This window comes from Dolichospermum sp. FACHB-1091, from assembly GCF_014697585.1.
GTDB lineage: Bacteria > Cyanobacteriota > Cyanobacteriia > Cyanobacteriales > Nostocaceae > Dolichospermum.
On the sequence record NZ_JACJSB010000006.1, the window covers coordinates 67,068 to 84,917 of the forward strand.

The 17,850-nt window shown below is 36.2% G+C and carries 16 protein-coding genes; 11 read left to right on the forward strand and 5 right to left on the reverse strand.

The genetic code is table 11. From position 1 onward, the window contains the following. Window positions 1–30 precede the first annotated feature (30 nt). From H6G25_RS05570 to H6G25_RS05580, 3 genes are read right to left on the reverse strand one after another with little or no spacing between them, the layout of a single operon-like run. The gene (locus H6G25_RS05570) at window positions 31–690 is read right to left on the reverse strand and encodes a restriction endonuclease (protein ID WP_190391618.1); all 660 of its coding nucleotides are present in this window, start codon (window positions 688–690) and stop codon (window positions 31–33) included. Window positions 691–697: 7 nt separating this feature from the next. Further along, window positions 698–1,870, reverse strand: a complete 1,173-nt coding sequence (locus H6G25_RS05575; RefSeq protein ID WP_190391619.1) for a DNA cytosine methyltransferase — start codon at window positions 1,868–1,870, stop codon at window positions 698–700. 25 nt (window positions 1,871–1,895) lie between these two features. Continuing rightward, window positions 1,896–2,807 carry a restriction endonuclease gene (locus H6G25_RS05580; protein WP_190391620.1) on the reverse strand — a complete coding sequence of 304 codons (912 nt, stop codon included), beginning with the start codon at window positions 2,805–2,807 and terminating at the stop codon, window positions 1,896–1,898. A 158-nt stretch (window positions 2,808–2,965) separates the two neighbouring features. Between H6G25_RS05580 and H6G25_RS05585 the strand changes: the two genes are divergently transcribed. Beyond that, a complete protein-coding gene (locus H6G25_RS05585; protein ID WP_190391621.1) occupies window positions 2,966–3,586 on the forward strand; it encodes a hypothetical protein in 621 nt (206 codons plus the stop codon). Between the two features lie 52 nt (window positions 3,587–3,638). Here the strand turns inward: H6G25_RS05585 and H6G25_RS05590 are convergent, their stop codons facing one another. Then, complete coding sequence (locus tag H6G25_RS05590) at window positions 3,639–5,030, reverse strand: hypothetical protein (protein ID WP_190391622.1); 1,392 nt, start codon at window positions 5,028–5,030, stop codon at window positions 3,639–3,641. 150 nt (window positions 5,031–5,180) lie between these two features. Here H6G25_RS05590 and H6G25_RS05595 point away from each other — a divergent pair, with 150 nt between their 5' ends. Next, entirely contained in the window at window positions 5,181–6,698 is a 1,518-nt protein-coding gene (locus H6G25_RS05595; protein WP_190391623.1) for a UbiD family decarboxylase, read from the forward strand. A gap of 88 nt (window positions 6,699–6,786) precedes the next feature. Here the strand turns inward: H6G25_RS05595 and petE are convergent, their stop codons facing one another. Continuing rightward, window positions 6,787–7,206: a plastocyanin gene (gene petE / locus H6G25_RS05600; protein ID WP_190391624.1), complete on the reverse strand. Its 420-nt coding sequence runs from the start codon at window positions 7,204–7,206 to the stop codon at window positions 6,787–6,789. A gap of 253 nt (window positions 7,207–7,459) precedes the next feature. Here petE and H6G25_RS05605 point away from each other — a divergent pair, with 253 nt between their 5' ends. From H6G25_RS05605 to H6G25_RS05645, 9 genes are all read left to right on the forward strand, one after another. Next, window positions 7,460–8,041: a Uma2 family endonuclease gene (locus H6G25_RS05605; RefSeq protein WP_028089331.1), complete on the forward strand. Its 582-nt coding sequence runs from the start codon at window positions 7,460–7,462 to the stop codon at window positions 8,039–8,041. Between the two features lie 92 nt (window positions 8,042–8,133). Further along, window positions 8,134–11,496: an Eco57I restriction-modification methylase domain-containing protein gene (locus H6G25_RS05610; protein WP_190391625.1), complete on the forward strand. Its 3,363-nt coding sequence runs from the start codon at window positions 8,134–8,136 to the stop codon at window positions 11,494–11,496. 158 nt (window positions 11,497–11,654) lie between these two features. Beyond that, window positions 11,655–13,058 (forward strand): 3-isopropylmalate dehydratase large subunit, encoded by a 1,404-nt coding sequence (leuC, locus tag H6G25_RS05615; protein WP_190391626.1) that lies wholly within the window; start codon window positions 11,655–11,657, stop codon window positions 13,056–13,058. A 245-nt stretch (window positions 13,059–13,303) separates the two neighbouring features. Further along, entirely contained in the window at window positions 13,304–13,912 is a 609-nt protein-coding gene (gene leuD, locus H6G25_RS05620; RefSeq protein WP_190391627.1) for a 3-isopropylmalate dehydratase small subunit, read from the forward strand. A 114-nt stretch (window positions 13,913–14,026) separates the two neighbouring features. Then, the gene (locus tag H6G25_RS05625; protein WP_242034891.1) at window positions 14,027–14,500 is read left to right on the forward strand and encodes an EVE domain-containing protein; all 474 of its coding nucleotides are present in this window, start codon (window positions 14,027–14,029) and stop codon (window positions 14,498–14,500) included. Window positions 14,501–14,620: 120 nt separating this feature from the next. Beyond that, window positions 14,621–15,184 carry a hypothetical protein gene (locus tag H6G25_RS05630; protein ID WP_190391628.1) on the forward strand — a complete coding sequence of 188 codons (564 nt, stop codon included), beginning with the start codon at window positions 14,621–14,623 and terminating at the stop codon, window positions 15,182–15,184. A gap of 180 nt (window positions 15,185–15,364) precedes the next feature. Further along, the gene (locus H6G25_RS05635) at window positions 15,365–15,868 is read left to right on the forward strand and encodes a hypothetical protein (protein ID WP_190391629.1); all 504 of its coding nucleotides are present in this window, start codon (window positions 15,365–15,367) and stop codon (window positions 15,866–15,868) included. Between the two features lie 351 nt (window positions 15,869–16,219). Beyond that, window positions 16,220–16,612, forward strand: a complete 393-nt coding sequence (locus H6G25_RS05640; RefSeq protein WP_190391630.1) for a DUF2358 domain-containing protein — start codon at window positions 16,220–16,222, stop codon at window positions 16,610–16,612. Window positions 16,613–16,655: 43 nt separating this feature from the next. Then, window positions 16,656–17,828 (forward strand): TRC40/GET3/ArsA family transport-energizing ATPase, encoded by a 1,173-nt coding sequence (locus H6G25_RS05645; protein WP_028089341.1) that lies wholly within the window; start codon window positions 16,656–16,658, stop codon window positions 17,826–17,828. Window positions 17,829–17,850: the final 22 nt, after the last annotated feature.

A 17,850-nucleotide genomic window follows, 5' to 3' on the forward strand; every position in this document is an offset into this window, starting at 1 on the left:
GAAGGGAGTAACTATCTTTAATTGAGATTTTTACACTAATAAATTTTCTATTCCTGTTGTTGTTCCTGCTGTAGAAACTTGGATAACTCTGCTATATTGTAACCGCCATTGTAAAGCGTTAGAAATTGTTAGGTAGCCTATTTCTGGGGGTGATTGTAAAATTCGTTCTGCTAGTGCCTCGCGTCCAATTTCATCTAAAGGAAAATTACGTTCTTCTAAAAAAGCTATCATATCATCTTTATTGCCATTGCGGCGGATAATTTCTTTAATTCCATAGGTAGTTTGATAGTCTCCAGTTCTTTCTTTAGTTACAAAAACGACATTCTGACATTTTAAATTGGCAGTTAGAGAACTATGATCATCAATTTTTTCGTATGCAAATATTAATAAGTTATATCCTAAACCATAGACTTTTTGACTTGCATTTCTAAATGGACAGGAAGACTGAGGCTGTTTAATAGATGTTACTTTTAAATCTACTTCTAGTCCCGGAAAATCTATACCTAACGCAGCACTACCAAGGGTATATTCATATCTTGAGGACAAATATTGATTAAAAGTAGACTCAACATAAGTTCCCACTGCTTTACCATCTGTAACTCCGTACAAATTATGAATTTGTGTTACACTTAATTTTGAGCAAAAATTACGTGCTGCCGTTTTTAAAGATTCTAGTGTTAGTAATTCCATTTTTAAATTAAATAGTCAAAGTTAATTGTTGCCAAGAAGATTTAGTAAATTCAATATTGCTTTTACCAATTCTTTGACATACCCATTCTACACAAGCAGGAACAATTGCATTACCAAATAAAGCATATTGATCATAAATTCTCGCTATTCGACACCAATCATCAGGAAACCCCATCAATCTGGCATATTCAATATTAGTTAAACGCCGATATTTATCAGCTACTTTATAACGTTCATAATGTCTTGATGTCGAAGCAGTTAATGTTGATGCAATTCCATTAATTCCAAATATTGTATAACCTAATCTTGCGCCTCCATCTTGATTATATAATAATTCTACACCATGACAATAACGATTTACAGCTTTACTTTTTTTAATTCTTTCTAAGGTATCAGATGTAAAGTCAAATTGAGGATCTACTATTGAATCATCTTGTAAAATATCTTTTAATTTCTGTCTAGGCTTGGTATCCGGTAAAGTAGAAAGATTCAAAGTTAACATTTTATTTTTATAAGCAATTCCCCAATTGTAATTCTTACCTTTATGTTCAACTATAGGCATCATATCTTTTTCTAGTAATTCTTCTATATTTTCTAAATCGGTTAAATCTGTTTGAGTTAAGAAAACTGATGTATTTTGTAAAAGTTGAGAATTGATATGCACTGAATTTAACTTAGTCCCAAAAATAAAAATCCTGTCTCTATTTTGAGGAATACCAAAGCTAATAGGACTAATAATTCTCCATTCTATAAAATAATCTAATTCTGACATTGCATTTAAAATCACTCGAAAATGATAGCCATTTTCCATTGTTAAAAGTCTTTTGACATTTTCTAAAAAAAAATATTTCGGTTGTTTTTTATCTATTATTTCTACAATACGCTCAAATAAAGTCCCTCTCACACAATCTCTCACACCCAATTTTTTACCAGCAGGGCTAAATGGTTGACAAGGGAAACCAGCAGTTAGTATATGATGATTGGGTATATCTGATATCGGGATTTTATTAATATCACCTAACACTAGAGAATCTTTCCCAAAATTACTTTCATAAACTTGACAACTCAATTCATTGATATCATTAGCCCATATAGTTTCAATATTAGCATTTGCCATACCCAAGCGAAAACCACCGATACCAGCAAATAATTCTACCGCTTTTAAATTCTCTGTTTTCATATATTAATTGTCTATTATTTAATAATTACTCATCTGTAAAATAATCGGAATCTATCTTTTTAATTTCGTAAATAGAGACTGTGGAAACACCCACATGATTATCAATCATTAATTGAGCTAATTCTTCTCCATCTATTAACACAATTTTACTGTCTATAATAGATACATATTCTCTCGCTTCTTGGGAAAATCTGGAAGTAGTGATAAAAACACCTTTTCTTGCTCTTTGTCCATGTAAAGCACCGACAAACTTTTGAATTTCTGGTCTACCAACAACAGTATTATCCCATCTTTTAGCTTGAACATAAACAATATCTAAGCCTAATTTATCTTCTTTAATTATACCATCAATTCCCCCATATCCACTTTTACCGATCGCTCTCCCTGCATCACGTCTTGAGCCACCATAACCCATTTTTACGAGTAAATCTACCACTAATCTTTCAAAAAAATCAGGTGGGGAAATTTTAACTCTATTAAGTATTTCTAATTCTAATTCTTTTCTGATTTTCTTATAACCAATGTCTATAGAATCTTGGGGTGTAGTCTCTGATGTTTCTATAATTTCCGGTTCTGATTTATCATTATCTTTTTTAGTAGTTTTAAATTCTATAAACTCTGGAAATTGATTAAGAAACTTGAGATTAATTTCCGATGGATTTTGACTTAAAATCTCCTTACCTTTGTCAGTAATTTGAAAAAATCCTCTTTTGGGAGAAATAAATAAACCTGCTTTCTTCAAATAAGTTCTTGCCCAACCTACTCTATTATCAAATACTGCTTGTTGTCCACTAGATAATAATTCCTTTCTTTCGTCATCACTTAAATTAAAAACATCAGCTAAAAATGTAATAGCGTCTCTTAAAGAATGTTCTTTACCATCACTTGCATATTGCAATAAAGGAAGCATAATAGCTTGAAAGTCAGGAATAGTCATTTTTCACAAGTCAAAAAATCAATATCTTCACTTTTATACCATACTCTTGTGTTTTTTGGCAATATTTTTACATCACCGCATCAAATAGATATTATATTATCATATATAATATGAATACAAAGGATAAAAAACTGACAACATAATTAATAAATAACTCTATGACTAAATCACATCGTCCTCCAATTCTTAAACCTGATGAAACATACACATTTCGTAAGTATTTTGAGTTAAGGTTTGCACCTGCGGATATTTTACAAGAATTAGGAGTCAATTTAACTAGAGGAACAATTGATTGTCCGGTAAGTAATAATCAAATATCTCGATTAATTGATCTCAAAGAACGATTAGAAGAGGCAATGCAAAGAGTTAGTTTAACAAGCGAAGCTGCAAGAAGAGAAGTTTTAATTGCACCAATTCTCTTAGAAGTTGCACATATTACCGAATCTAAAATTAATATTGAATATCCCATTGAAATAAATCAATTTTTGCGGGGTGACTTAGATTATTACCTGCAATCTCAACATCAGGTTTTAGTTGTGGAAGCAAAACACGCAGATTTAACACGAGGATTTACTCAACTTGCAGTGGAATTAATTGCTTTAGATCAATGGATTGAAAGAGATGAACCAATATTATATGGTGCTGTAACAACTGGAGATATTTGGCAGTTTGGCAGTTTTCAACGGGAAAATAAACTAATAACTCAGGATATAATGTTATATCGAGTTCCTACCGATTTAGAAATATTGATGCAAATTTTAGTAGGGATTTTAACCTAAAACTTCAGATCCCTGAATGGATATGTGGGATATCGAGGCTGGGGAGATTTTGTCAAACGGCATCGTCAGGTATTAATAGAGAAATTCGGGATTCAAAAACACTGTAATATTCTGTTTGCGGGTAAATGCTAATAATGGTATTTCCAATTTCGTAAAATGTTCCTTTTTGTTCATGTTTGGAAAATTGCAAATGGGGATATTTAGCGGCTAATTCTTCAGCAGTCATGGCTTTAGCTGTGATTTTATTGGGTAAATGTCCTGTGACACCAATATAAAATACTAAAGGAGAAATATTTTGTTGATAAGTTTGCTCAACAACTGCTACCAATTTTTTATAAGCTGTTGTCATGGCTGTAATTAAGTCTTCTTTATTGACTAATTTACCATCATGTTTACCATATAATAACAAGGCTAAACTGTCATCACCGACTTGATTGAGAATTTCCCCTATTTTCCCATTGATATTAATGCCCAAAAAGTCATCAAAAATCGGTTTCATCAAATCATCAACTTTAGTTAGTTTCATTCTCCTAGTAATGGCTTTTTGTCGGAAAGCGATATTTTGATTTAAACCCATTTCCAAAGTTGGTTTAGCAAATATCTCTCCAGTCTCTTGGTCATAAACTTCATATCTCCTCCCTAAAAATTGGTTAGCAGCATATAATTTACTCAAGTTGAGAATATCCTGATTACCAAAATCAATTTTATAACTGATATGAGTCTCAATTGTATTTGCATATTCTTGAGTTGTGGGGAAATTCAAATACAGGTTTTTTGACAAATAATTTTGTTTTAATGCCTCTATTTGATCACTCACAAATACATCAGATTGATGGCGTAAATAAGCAGATAAAATACTGGTAAGGACTTTGATTTCTGCTATTTGATTAAACAACCCATCAAGATTAGCAAAATTGATATTAACGGGAACTAATGGTAAATCATCTAACCTGATTGTATACTCACAATTGAAATCAAACTTATCAGCAGTAATTACACCTTTAGCTTGCAATAAATCAAATACTTTCTTGTTACTGATTTTGATATTTAAACTAGAAACGTGAAGTTTTCCATCTTTAACAATGGTATAATTATTAAAACTATCCAAATCATGAGCCAGCAAACCCCCAACTTCAATAATATCGGTATAATCCTCAACTTTTACCAGCTTAACCTTGCGCTTAACCAACATATTAATAGTAGCAGTATTGCGATTTATAGCAAATACACCCATTTGCACAAAATCACCACCATGGATATCTTGAGTTTCTAAACAAGGAGTAATCAAATCACCATTAATATCCCTTATCCCCCTAACTCGCTTAATACCAGTTCTTTGATAATCTTCCTTTAAATTATGTAAATTCAAAATGATATTTTGACGATATACCGATAAAATTTGGACAAGTTCTAACAGAGAAATCTTGTTATTCAACTTCAACATAAAACCCCCTAATTCTCTCTGCGCCTCTGCGCCTCTGCGTGAGAAAAATCCATCTTTTTTCCATTATAGTATATTTGTACTAAAAAGTCAACTTATCCAAATCAAGACTAAGATAAAAATAGCTTTACACTTCTTCATAAAAACAAAACCATGGCGCGAGATTTACGGGGATTCATAAAAATTCTAGAAGAAAGAGGACAATTAAAGCGAATTTCGGCTTTAGTTGACCCCGATATGGAAATTGCGGAGATTTCCAACCGTATGCTGCAAAAAGGTGGTCCAGGCTTACTGTTTGAAAACGTCAAAGGTGCATCTTTTCCCGTTGCTGTCAACTTAATGGGGACTGTGGAAAGGATATGCTGGGCTATGAACATGGAAAAACCAGAAGAATTAGAAACCCTGGGAAAGAAGTTGAGTATGCTTCAGCAACCCAAACCACCAAAAAAGATTTCCCAAGCCATAGATTTTGGTAAGGTGTTATTTGACGTGGTGAAAGCCAAACCGGGACGGGACTTTTTTCCCCCTTGTCAACAGGTGGTAATTCAAGGCCAGGATTTAGACTTAAATAAGTTACCTTTAATACGTCCTTATCCGGGAGATGCCGGAAAGATTATTACGCTAGGATTGGTAATTACTAAGGATTGTGAGACGGGAATCCCAAATGTAGGCGTGTATCGTTTACAGCTACAATCTCAAAACACAATGACCGTACATTGGTTATCGGTACGGGGAGGGGCGAGACACTTGCGGAAAGCGGCAGAACGTGGTAAAAAGTTAGAGGTAGCGATCGCTCTGGGTGTAGATCCTTTAATCATTATGGCTGCGGCCACACCCATTCCTGTAGACTTATCAGAGTGGTTATTTGCTGGGTTGTATGGCGGCTCTGGGGTCAATTTAGCCCGGTGTAAAACTGTAGATTTGGAAGTTCCCGCAGATTCCGAGTTTGTTTTGGAAGGGACAATTACACCGGGGGAAGTTTTACCAGATGGACCTTTTGGCGACCACATGGGATATTATGGCGGTGTGGAAGATTCCCCTTTGGTGCGGTTTCAGTGTATGACACACCGCAAAGACCCAATTTATCTTACCACCTTTAGCGGACTGCCACCAAAAGAAGAAGCAATGATGGCGATCGCTCTGAATCGGATTTACACCCCGATTTTACGCCAACAGGTATCAGAAATAGTTGATTTCTTCCTACCCATGGAAGCCTTGAGTTATAAAGCCGCGATTATTTCCATAGACAAAGCTTATCCTGGCCAAGCACGACGGGCGGCTTTAGCGTTTTGGAGTGCGTTACCACAATTTACATACACGAAATTTGTGATTGTAGTTGATAAGGATATCAATGTAAGAGATCCTCGTCAAGTGGTTTGGGCAATTAGTTCTAAAGTAGATCCTACCAGAGATGTATTTATTTTACCTAATACTCCCTTTGATACCTTAGATTTTGCCAGTGAAAAACTCGGTTTAGGTGGGAGAATGGGTATAGATGCCACTACAAAAATTCCTCCAGAAACCGAACATGAATGGGGTTCACCCTTAAAGTCAGATCCTCGCGTAGCCGCCATGGTGGAAAGACGTTGGCAAGAATACGGTTTAGCTGATTTACAATTAGGAGAGGTTGACCCTAACTTGTTTGGTTATGATATGCGATCGGGAAGTTAAACCTTGATAGTGACTATAAACTATCCCTGTAAATATACGGAGATAGTTTATAAATTACCAAACTTGTAGCTATAAATTTAGCTATAAATTAGCCTTCAACAATGATGTGACCAACCATGCCAGCACCACGGTGAGGTTCACAATAGAAGGTATAATCACCAGGAGTAGCGTCAGCAGGGATAACGGTGGTTTCGGTTTGTCCAGGACTCATTAATAACTTCTTGTGGGACAAAGATTTTGCTAAGTCAGCACTTTTATCAGGATTCTTCTTAGCATCAAAGACAACGTTGTGGGGAGGAACTTTGTTGTTCTTCCATTCAATTGTATCACCGGGCTTAACAGTCAATTTCTTGGGTTCAAAAGCCAACGCACCTTTATCAGTACCTAGCTTAACTGTATATGTTTCCGCAGATGCAGTGGGGGTAAACACAGCAAAGCTACCAAAAATTACAATAACTGTCAACACAGCTAGGCTCAAACGTCGCAAAGTTGCTGCTATAGATTTCATACTTCTGTCCTCGGAAATAATTTTTATTGTTCTCATCCCATTTTAAATACAATTAACGCCAAATATGACAACTCGTCATAGATTTATTTTTGATAATCATCATCAGCAGCTATATTTTGGAGATCAGACAGGGGTAAGATGTTTGTAAGTCAGACTTTATGAGTCCGCTTACCTGCTGCGAATTTATATTCTCAAAGATAGAATTAGATTAAATACAAGTGAACATAAACACCTCAAAGTGATTAAAGCCGCTATGCAAAGTACAGAAACAAATCTAGAATTGCGTTTGTGGACGGTGGAAGAATATCACCGCATGAATGAAGCGGGTATTTTTGCCCCAGATGAACGAGTGGAACTTTTAGATGGGAGAATTATTTGGATGATTGCAAAAGGAACAGCGCACCGTTCAGCAGTAGTAAGAACAGACTATTTATTCAAAAAAAGATTAGAAAATCGTGCTTGGGTATCTAGTCAAGAACCTGTAAAATTAAATGATAGATCTGAACCAGAACCGGATATTTCCGTTGTGAAAATTGATCCTTTGGACTATGCAGATCATCATCCTACACCATCAGAAGTTTATTTAATTATTGAGGTTGCCGATAGTAGTTTAAAATTAGATTGTGAAACTAAGGCTAAAGCTTACTCTTTAGCAGGGATTAAAGATTATTGGGTACTAGATGTGGTAAAACGTGAATTACACATTTTTAGAAACCCAACTCAGAATGGTTATGAAAGTGAGGTAATTATTGGGGAAGATGGAATAGTCTCAGCTTTAGAGTTTCCTGATTTACAAATTAGTTTATCTGATATGTTACCCCCTTGTCAAAAATGATTATCCAAATACCCGGATTCTTGAAAGTGTGGGATCTACATGATGATATATATTGAGAAATTAAATCAGAAATTAAATGAGAAATTAAAGTTATGAGTCAACAACTTTCTAAAGCTTTATTCCAGAAAAAGTCATTAAAAAATGCTTTGGTTAAGTTTAAATTTCCTTCAGATTTAGAACAACGTCACCAAATTATCATCAAATGGGTTGAGGCTTTAAATTCAGGTACTCTTAACCAAGTCAAAGAGATTTCTTTACATGGTGATTTTCTTAAAGATATCTTTCAAAATGTCTTAGGTTACTCTTCCATTATTACAGGTGGTGGTAAAGTTTGGGAAATTCACGCAGAACAAACTATAGCTGACGGTGGGGGTTCTGCTGATGCTGCTGTGGGCTTTTTTACCGCAACAGAAAATAACAAAGGAAAGGTAAAATTACAGGGTAAAGTTGTTGCACCAATTGAATTAAAAGGGACAAAAGATGATTTAGATAGACCCGCAGCAGGGAGAAAAGAATCCGCTGTTGATCAGGGTTGGCGCTATGCTAATTATACTCCTGATTGTCATTGGATTATCGTTTCTAATTATCGAGAATTACGACTATATCATACTAATAAAACTCCCGCTTATTATGAACAGTTTTTATTAGCTAATTTAGCAGATTTTGAGGAATTTAAAAGATTTTATTTACTGCTTTGTCGAGAAAACTTTTTACCAATTAAAGATATATCTACCATTGACAGGTTGTTAGTAACTTCTGAAGAAGCACAAGAAGACATTACTAAACAACTTTATGAAGAATATAAACAAGTTAGACTAAATATAGTTAAAGATTTCCGGTTTCGTTTTGGTAGTAAATTGCATATTCCTAACCGTGATCAAGTATTAATTGAGAAAGCACAAAAAACATTAGACAGAATTTTATTTATTGCTTTTTGTGAAGATAGGGGATTATTACCCGAAAAGACAATTAGCAAAGCCTATAATAACAAAGATATTTATCATCCTCGACCAATTTGGGAAAATTATCAAGCCGTTTTTCGTTGGGTTGACCAAGGTAATGAAGATCCCCCAATTCCCGGTTATAATGGTGGTTTATTTCAACATGATCCAATTTTAGATCAACTATTAGATATTCCTGATTCTTTGTGTGGTCAACTGCAACAATTAACCCGTTTTGATTTTGATTCGGAAGTTTCCGTAGATATTTTAGGACGAATTTTTGAGCAGTCAATTACAGATTTAGAAGAATTAAAAGCTGATGTTGCTAAACAGGAATTTGATAAAAAACAGGGTAAACGGAAAAAATTAGGCGTATTTTATACTCCCGCTTATATTACTCAATATATTGTTGAAATTGCAATTGGTGGATATTTACAAAAACGCGAAGATGAATTAAGAGAACGGTTGAAAATAGGAGAGTTTATAGATACAGCAGAAAATCAAAAACGGGAAATTGAATTTTGGCAAAGTTACCGAGATGAGGTTTTAGTAAAAACGCGAGTTCTTGACCCTGCTTGCGGTTCTGGTGCGTTTTTAATTGCTGCTTTTGATTATTTTGCAGGTCAATATCAACGAGTTAATGATAATTTGCGATTTTTAAAATATGAGACTTTAGAAAATATTGAATTAGATAAGACTATTCTTAGTAATAATCTATTTGGGGTTGATTTGTCTCCTGAGTCGGTAGAAATTACTAAGTTATCTTTGTGGTTAAAAACCGCAACTCAGGGAAAAACTCTAACTTATTTGGATGATAATATTAAAATCGGTAATTCCATCATTAATGATGCAAAAATCACAGATTTACCATTTAATTGGGAAAGTGAATTTTCTCAAGTCTTTGCTGAAGGTGGTTTTGATATTGTGATTGGAAATCCTCCCTATATTCGTCAGGAGTTATTATCACCATTTAAACCTTATTTACAGGAAAATTATCAAACTTATGACGGAGTTGCAGATATTTATATTTATTTCTATGAAAAAGGTTTAAATCTGCTTAAACCAGCAGGAATTATTTCTTATATTGTCACTAATAAATGGTTACGTTCTGGTTATGGTGAATCTTTGCGAAGGTTTTTTTGTCAGTCCAGTGTGTTTGAACAAATTATTGATTTTGGACACGCACCAATTTTTGAAGACGCGGATACATTTCCCTGTATTATTGCTGCGAGGAAAATCACCCCACCCCAACCCTCAAATATCAAAAGTTTATCCTTATCTTCCTCCCTCCTCGCACCCCCCTCAGTCCCCCCGCCACGGGAGGAAGAGAAGGTTTTAGTTTGTGCTGTTCCTCGTGGGGAGTTGAAAAATATTAACCTCATTCAATATGTGCAAAATCCAGAAAACAGTTTTACTATTCCTTGGTCGCGGTTTTCTGCTCATGCTTGGAGTTTAGAACCTCCTGCGGTTGATGATTTAATGCGGAAAATTCAACGGGTAGGAGTTCCCTTAAAGGAGTTTGCTGGAGTTAAACCTTATTATGGAATAAAAACAGGTTTTAATGAAGCTTTTTTAATAGATAATGCTACTAAGAATAAGTTAATTCAAGCTGACCCAAAATGTGCGGAAATTATTAAACCTTATTTAAGAGGTCAGGATATTAAAAGATGGTGTCCTGCTTGGGAAAATTTGTGGATGATTTTTGTAAAATGGGATTGTCCTATTAATAATTATCCGTCTGTTTTGTCTTGGTTAGAACAACATAGAAAAGGTCTGGAACTTCGTCCAGAAGTCAAGCAAAGAAAATTTCCCTGGTATGCACTCAGTCGCTATGGTGCAGATTATTGGCATTTATTTGAACAACCAAAAATCATTTATCAAGTTATTCAAACTTTTCCACTTTATGCACTTGATAATTCTGGAGTATTTGGAAATGATAAAACTTTCATTCTTCCCACTCAAGATTTATTTATTTTAGGGTTACTTAATTCACCTCTTATTTGGTGGTATGGTCAGCGTGTTTTTACAAAAATGCTTTCTGACGCTATTAGTCCAATGGGATATTTATTTGAAACCCTACCCATTGCCCAACCCACAGAAGAAACTCGCGCAGAAGTAGAAGCAATTGTCACCCGGTTAATTGAAATTACCAAAATCAACAGACAAGTTTATAAAGATGTTCTCGACTGGTTGCAAATAGAATACAAAATTGAGAAACTGGGCAATAAATTAGAAGATTTTGCTACTTGGGAATTTCCAGACTTTGTAGACGAAGTGAGAAAAAGAATGCCCAAACAAAAAAACGCCAAAAAATCTTCAGACCCGTTAAGTATACCAGCCTTTACAGCTTTACGTCAAGCATATAATGATTATGTTCCCGAAATTAACAGCCGCAAAAACGAAACTGTAAAATTAGAACAGCGTCTTTCTGATTTAATTAATCAAGCTTATCAACTCACAGCAGAAGAAATTGATTTAATCTGGAAAACAGCACCTCCAAGAATGCCTATTTGATTAAACATCATAGCGTTTACCCAGTTATGTTTTGAAGCTTGTAAACGCGCCCTAAGTTCTGAAAAATTACCTAAAAAATTATCTAATTTTATGGGATCTTGAAGCAGTCTATTTTCTGATACAATCAAAAATCCGACTCCTTTAATATAAATTGATCTATGAGCAAGGGTACTCTATTTGACAAAGTTTGGGACTTACATACTGTTGGTACACTACCGTCAGGATTAACACAACTATTTATTGGACTACATCTTATTCATGAAGTTACCAGTCCCCAGGCCTTTTCCATGCTGAAAGGAAGGGATTTAAAAGTATTATTTCCCCAGCGAACCATAGCCACAGTAGATCACATTGTTCCCACCGAAAACCAAGCCCGTCCCTTCGTGGATAACATGGCCGAGGAAATGATCCAAGCATTAGAAAAGAATTGTCAAGAACATAACATAACATTTTACAATATTGGTTCAGGGAATCAAGGTATAGTTCATGTCATTGCTCCCGAATTGGGACTAACTCAACCGGGCATGACCATCGCTTGCGGTGATAGTCATACGTCAAGTCATGGCGCGTTTGGAGCGATCGCTTTTGGTATAGGTACAAGCCAAGTTAGAGACGTTTTAGCCTCCCAAACCCTATCACTATCAAAATTAAAAGTCCGCAAAATCGAAGTTAACGGTAACTTAAAACCCGGAGTTTACGCCAAAGACGTAGTATTACATATTATCCGTACACTAGGGGTTAAAGGAGGTGTAGGCTACGCTTATGAATTTGCTGGTACAACCTTTGCCCAAATGAACATGGAAGAAAGGATGACCGTTTGTAACATGGCCATCGAAGGTGGGGCGCGATGCGGATACGTCAACCCTGATAAAATTACTTATGATTATTTACAAAATAGAGACTTTGCCCCTAAAGGTGCAGACTGGGAAAAAGCCCTAAATTGGTGGCAATCCCTGAGTAGTAATCCCGATGCCGAATATGACGATATCGTAGTATTTAATGCCGAAGCTATCCCCCCCACAGTCACATGGGGAATTACACCCGGTCAAGGAATTGGCGTAGATGAAAAAATCCCCACAGCCGCAGAACTGCTAGAAGAAGACCGCCTAATAGCCGAAGAAGCATATTCTTACATGGATCTATATCCCGGACAACCCATCCAAGGAACAAAAATAGATGTTTGCTTCATAGGTAGCTGTACCAACGGACGTATCAGCGACCTCAGAGAAGCTGCCAAAATCGCCCAAGGTCGGCAAGTTGCAGCGGGAGTCAAAGCCTTTGTTGTCCCCGGTTCAGAACGAGTCAAAAAAGAAGCCGAAGCCGAAGGACTAGATAAAATCTTTGTTAAAGCCGGTTTTGAATGGAGAGAACCGGGGTGTTCCATGTGTTTAGCCATGAACCCCGACAAACTCCAGGGGAGACAAATCAGCGCTTCCTCCTCCAACCGCAACTTCAAAGGTAGACAAGGATCATCCTCCGGTCGTACCCTACTCATGAGTCCCGCTATGGTAGCCACAGCGGCCATAAAAGGGGAAATTGCCGACGTACGGGCTTTATTATAAAATAAAAATCTTGTGGGGTGGGCATCCTGCCTGCCCAAACCAGAATTGAGTCCCAAAAAAATCTCTCTCAAACTCTGAAAAATCTTGTGGGGTGGGCATCCTGCCCGCCCAAACCAGAATTGAGTCCCAAAAAAATCTCTCTCAAACTCTGAAAAATCTTGTGGGGTGGGCATCTTGCCTGCCCAAACCAGAATTGAGTCCCAGATATTCCTTCGTGTCCTTCGTGCCTTCGTGGTTAATTAATTATGGTAAGTGAAGTAAAACAAATATCCAGTCAAGCCGTTCCCCTACTTGGTAACGACATAGATACCGACCGAATTATACCCGCCCGCTACTTAAAAGCTATTACCTTTGACGACCTCAGAGAAGGGGTATTTGTAGACGACAGAAAAGCCTTAAACGGTGAACACCCATTTGACCAAATCCAATACCAAGGGGCAAATATCCTCATAGTTAACCGCAACTTTGGCTGTGGTTCGTCAAGGGAACACGCACCCCAAGCCCTGGCCAAATGGGGAATCAAAGCCCTCATTGGTGAAAGCTTTGCGGAGATATTCTTTGGTAATTGCGTGGCCATGGGGATACCATGCGTAACGGCTGAAGCAGAGGTAGTTAAACAACTGCAAGAATTAGTTATGGCTAATCCTCAAGCAGTTCTTACCATAGATTTGGAAAAATTGCAAGTGGAAATTGGTGATTTTACTGCCTCGGTTGTCATGAGTGAAGGCACAAGAAGCGCCTTTATTAGTGGAACATGGGACGCTTGTGGACAGTTGGTAGCAAATGCTCAACAGGTAAAAGCAACGGCGGCCAAATTACCTTACATTGCTTGGGGCAATTTGGCCGCGAGTTAGTCGCCCCTCTTTTTGTCTCTGAGGTTGTATTTTATCGAACCACTCCAGGCACAGAGGACACGGAGAAAGGAGACGGAAAGGGAATTTTGGTCATATTGAGTTAATTGTTATGAGATGAATAGAATTAATTATTGGTTAATGAAGTCAGAACCAACGGTTTATAGTATTACTGATTTACAGCAGGAAGGTGAGACTATTTGGGACGGTGTGCGTAATTATCAAGCGCGTAATTTTCTCAAACAAATGCAAATGGGGGATTTAGCATTTTTCTATCATTCTAATGCTGAACCTCCAGGAATTTTTGGCCTAATGCGAATAGTTGAAACAGATATTAATGACCCGACACAATTTGATGTTAACAGTAAATATTATGATGCTAAATCAAGTCCTGAATCTCCCCGTTGGCAAACTGTGAAGGTGGAATTTGTAGAAGTTTTTAATCATCCTCTTTCACTATCAACACTCAAAACAAAATTTAAAGATGATGAATTATTAGTAGTAAAAAAAGGTAATCGTTTATCAGTAAATCCTATCATAGAATCAGTCGCAAATAGGATTTTAGAAATGGCAAGGTATATTTATATTTAGATAGCCTAAAAATCCTCAGCCACTCCACCTCTGTGTCCTCTGTGCCTGGAGTGGTTCGATAAAAAATATAATTCATCTATCCAAAAAGCGTTAACCTAGATCTAAAGTTCACAAATAATTATGACACCAGAAGAAATAGCGGGTACATTAACGGAGTTATTTAGCGTTGAAGTTGTAAAATCTATAGCCCCTGGTTCTTGGCAAGTAGAAACTACTGATTTTCGATTATTGGTGCTACTTTCAGAAGATCATACTTGGTTGCGGGTATTACTGCCAATTATGCCTTTACAAGAGGCTACAGCATTTCTCACCCAGTTTCTAGAGGCTAATTTTGATGATACTCAAGAAACACGCTACGCCGTTTATGATGGGGTAGTGTGGGGAGTGTTCCAGCATAATAGTGGCACTTTGAGTAATGCAGATTTTACTAATGCGATCGCTCGTCTGATATCATTACATCAAACTGGTGTCAATGATGTTTTTAATAATTTGGTGGAAATTCGTATCCGCGAAATTATTAAAACAGCGAAACAACAGGGACAATCTCTAGAAGCTACTATGCAAAATCTAGACCGTTTTTATGCAGAAGGATTATTAGGAGATATTGACCAAAATCCCCAAGGACGAACGGAAGTCTTAGCGGCTTGGCGACGACAATTAGAAGGTCTTTGGGAGGAAATGTAATTCAAGTAACAGGGAAATAGAAGTTCTCAATGGCTTATTCTATTTCCTGGTAAGACCGTTAATTGTTAATTAATAATTAACAAGGCAGATTATACAAGTCTATTAGCAGTAATTGTGAGGATATTCTCAGATAATTTGACTCATCTAAACTTTTCCAATATCGTCTCAAGAATCTAGATCATGACACTGGCAGAAATCCAAACTAAAATCAAAAACCAAGTAGCTAAAATTGAAGAACAGCAAAAAGCATTATTAGATTCTCGACAAGAATTATCTTTGCTTTTAGAACAGAAAAAAATCATGCAACAAGTGGCACATAAAAAGATTAAGGAAGCGGCACAGTTATTAAAAGCAGCACAAACTGATTTAGAGTATACAACTGAAGAGATTATAGACATGACTAAATCAGAAATGATCAGCCCTGAGGCAGAAAATGATCTCAAAATCTTAGAACAATATAACCAAAATAGTTTAACTTTAGGGGCTGGAGAAATTGGGTTAGAAAAATCTGGATTTAGTATCACAGAAGGTCAAAAGGAACTGGTTAATGCCATCACCGAGAAACTGGATGATTTTGAATTTGCTTTATCTCGTTTACCTGTGGAAGAAAGAGATTATGCTAGAGTAAAATTACAGTCTGTAATAAGTAATTTCATCAGAGGAAACCCATCTAAATTGTCTTGACAAAATACTATATTAGTATTAGTGAATCTAGATCGAAAAATATGTCATTTGATTCAAAATATGATAAATTCCTTGATTATTATCCTAAAAATTTAATAAATTTAGAGTAATTATTTATTATAGATGTTATCCAGATCAAAAAACAATTCTGAAATTGTTATTGTTTTAACCATTTTTCTTTCTTTTTTCCATAGGTATCCATCAATAGCTAACTATCTACCCCACAAATTACTGCTATATTCATATAAGTTACACTTTGTCAAAAAAATTAGATGGGTTTCCCCTGGTAATTTAATCAAGAACTAATATACAATTTTCTATTATCAACACCAGCACAACATCAATTTATTTATGGATATTATAGAAACTCTCAAAGCTGATTATCAAAGATTTCCTGTCAATCAAACTTACAGCATTTATGCCCAAGATGTTTATTTTCAAGATGCTGTTTTTAAGTTTCGCGGACTGGAACTTTACAAATGGATGATTAAATTCATTCAGACTTTTTTCTTCAATCTTAAACTGGATTTACATAACATCCAATCTCAGGAAGAAATTATTAAAACTGAATGGACTATGAGTTGGAATTCTCCCCTACCTTGGAAGCCTTATATTTCCGTTTCTGGCTGGAGTGAATTACGTTTGAATGCTGACGGTTTAATTGTTTCTCATATTGACTATTGGTACTGCTCTCGTTTAGATGTAATTAAGCAGCATTTCATTTCTTTGAAAAAACCATCATAATGTAAATAAATGTAAATAAACTTCAGGCAGTAAGGAATCATTGATGCGAGTAATTTTAATGACAGGGAAAGGTGGCGTGGGTAAAACCTCCGTGGCCGCAGCCACTGGACTCCGTTGTGCAGAACTGGGCTATCGGACATTGGTTTTAAGTACAGACCCTGCCCACTCCCTGGCGGACAGCTTTGATATAGAATTAGGACATGATGCCCGTCTCGTGCGCCCTAATTTATGGGGTGCGGAATTAGACGCACTGCAAGAATTAGAAGGTAATTGGGGGGCTGTGAAACGCTATATCACTCAAGTTTTACAAGCCAGGGGTTTAGACGGAATACAAGCGGAAGAATTGGCCATTTTACCGGGCATGGATGAAATTTTCGGCTTGGTGAGAATGAAACGTCATTATGATGAAGGAGAATATGATGTTTTAATTATTGACTCCGCCCCCACTGGTACAGCATTACGACTGTTAAGTTTGCCGGAAGTTGGTGGTTGGTATATGCGTCGTTTTTACAAACCCTTCCAAAATATTTCCGTTGCCCTTAGACCACTTGTAGAACCTATTTTTAGACCCATTGTTGGTTTTTCTTTACCAGATAAAGAGGTAATGGACGCACCCTATGAATTTTATGAGCAAATTGAAGCTTTGGAAAAAGTTTTAACTGACAATACTCAAACCTCTGTGCGTCTGGTGACGAATCCTGAAAAAATGGTAATTAAAGAATCTCTTCGCGCTCACGCCTATCTAAGTTTGTATAATGTAGCCACAGATTTAGTGATTGCTAACCGAATTATTCCCCAAGAAGTAACAGATCCTTTTTTCCAACGGTGGAAGGAAAATCAAGAACAATACCGTCAAGAAATTCATGATAATTTCTTACCTCTTCCAGTCAAAGAAGTACCTCTATACTCTGAAGAATTGTGTGGTTTACCAGCTTTGGAAAGGTTGAAAGAAACCCTCTACAAAGATGAAGATCCAACTCAAGTTTATTATCAAGAAACGACAATCAAAGTTGTCCAAGACAAAAACCAATACAGTTTAGAACTGTATTTACCTAACATTCCTAAAAGTCAAATTCAACTGAAAAAAACTGGAGATGAGTTAAACATCACTATTGGTAATCATCGCCGTAATTTGGTATTACCTCAAGCTTTGGCCGCACTGCAACCAGCAGGGGCAAAAATGGAAGATGATTATCTAAAAATTCGCTTTGCTTGAAGCGTCTAAATTTTTAGATACC

Bases quoted from the DNA above. Each gene is read 5' to 3' on its own strand.
- H6G25_RS05590 (WP_190391622.1), bottom strand. From the start codon at position 5,030: ATGTTGAAGTTGAATAACAAGATTTCTCTGTTAGAACTTGTCCAAATT.
- H6G25_RS05595 (WP_190391623.1), top strand. From the start codon at position 5,181: ATGGCGCGAGATTTACGGGGATTCATAAAAATTCTAGAAGAAAGAGGA.
- H6G25_RS05640 (WP_190391630.1), top strand. From the start codon at position 16,220: ATGGATATTATAGAAACTCTCAAAGCTGATTATCAAAGATTTCCTGTC.
- H6G25_RS05575 (WP_190391619.1), bottom strand. From the start codon at position 1,870: ATGAAAACAGAGAATTTAAAAGCGGTAGAATTATTTGCTGGTATCGGT.
- H6G25_RS05625 (WP_242034891.1), top strand. From the start codon at position 14,027: ATGAATAGAATTAATTATTGGTTAATGAAGTCAGAACCAACGGTTTAT.
- leuD (WP_190391627.1), top strand. From the start codon at position 13,304: ATGGTAAGTGAAGTAAAACAAATATCCAGTCAAGCCGTTCCCCTACTT.
- H6G25_RS05635 (WP_190391629.1), top strand. From the start codon at position 15,365: ATGACACTGGCAGAAATCCAAACTAAAATCAAAAACCAAGTAGCTAAA.
- H6G25_RS05570 (WP_190391618.1), bottom strand. From the start codon at position 690: ATGGAATTACTAACACTAGAATCTTTAAAAACGGCAGCACGTAATTTT.
- H6G25_RS05580 (WP_190391620.1), bottom strand. From the start codon at position 2,807: ATGACTATTCCTGACTTTCAAGCTATTATGCTTCCTTTATTGCAATAT.
- petE (WP_190391624.1), bottom strand. From the start codon at position 7,206: ATGAAATCTATAGCAGCAACTTTGCGACGTTTGAGCCTAGCTGTGTTG.
- H6G25_RS05585 (WP_190391621.1), top strand. From the start codon at position 2,966: ATGACTAAATCACATCGTCCTCCAATTCTTAAACCTGATGAAACATAC.
- H6G25_RS05605 (WP_028089331.1), top strand. From the start codon at position 7,460: ATGCAAAGTACAGAAACAAATCTAGAATTGCGTTTGTGGACGGTGGAA.
- H6G25_RS05630 (WP_190391628.1), top strand. From the start codon at position 14,621: ATGACACCAGAAGAAATAGCGGGTACATTAACGGAGTTATTTAGCGTT.
- H6G25_RS05610 (WP_190391625.1), top strand. From the start codon at position 8,134: ATGAGTCAACAACTTTCTAAAGCTTTATTCCAGAAAAAGTCATTAAAA.
- leuC (WP_190391626.1), top strand. From the start codon at position 11,655: ATGAGCAAGGGTACTCTATTTGACAAAGTTTGGGACTTACATACTGTT.
- H6G25_RS05645 (WP_028089341.1), top strand. From the start codon at position 16,656: ATGCGAGTAATTTTAATGACAGGGAAAGGTGGCGTGGGTAAAACCTCC.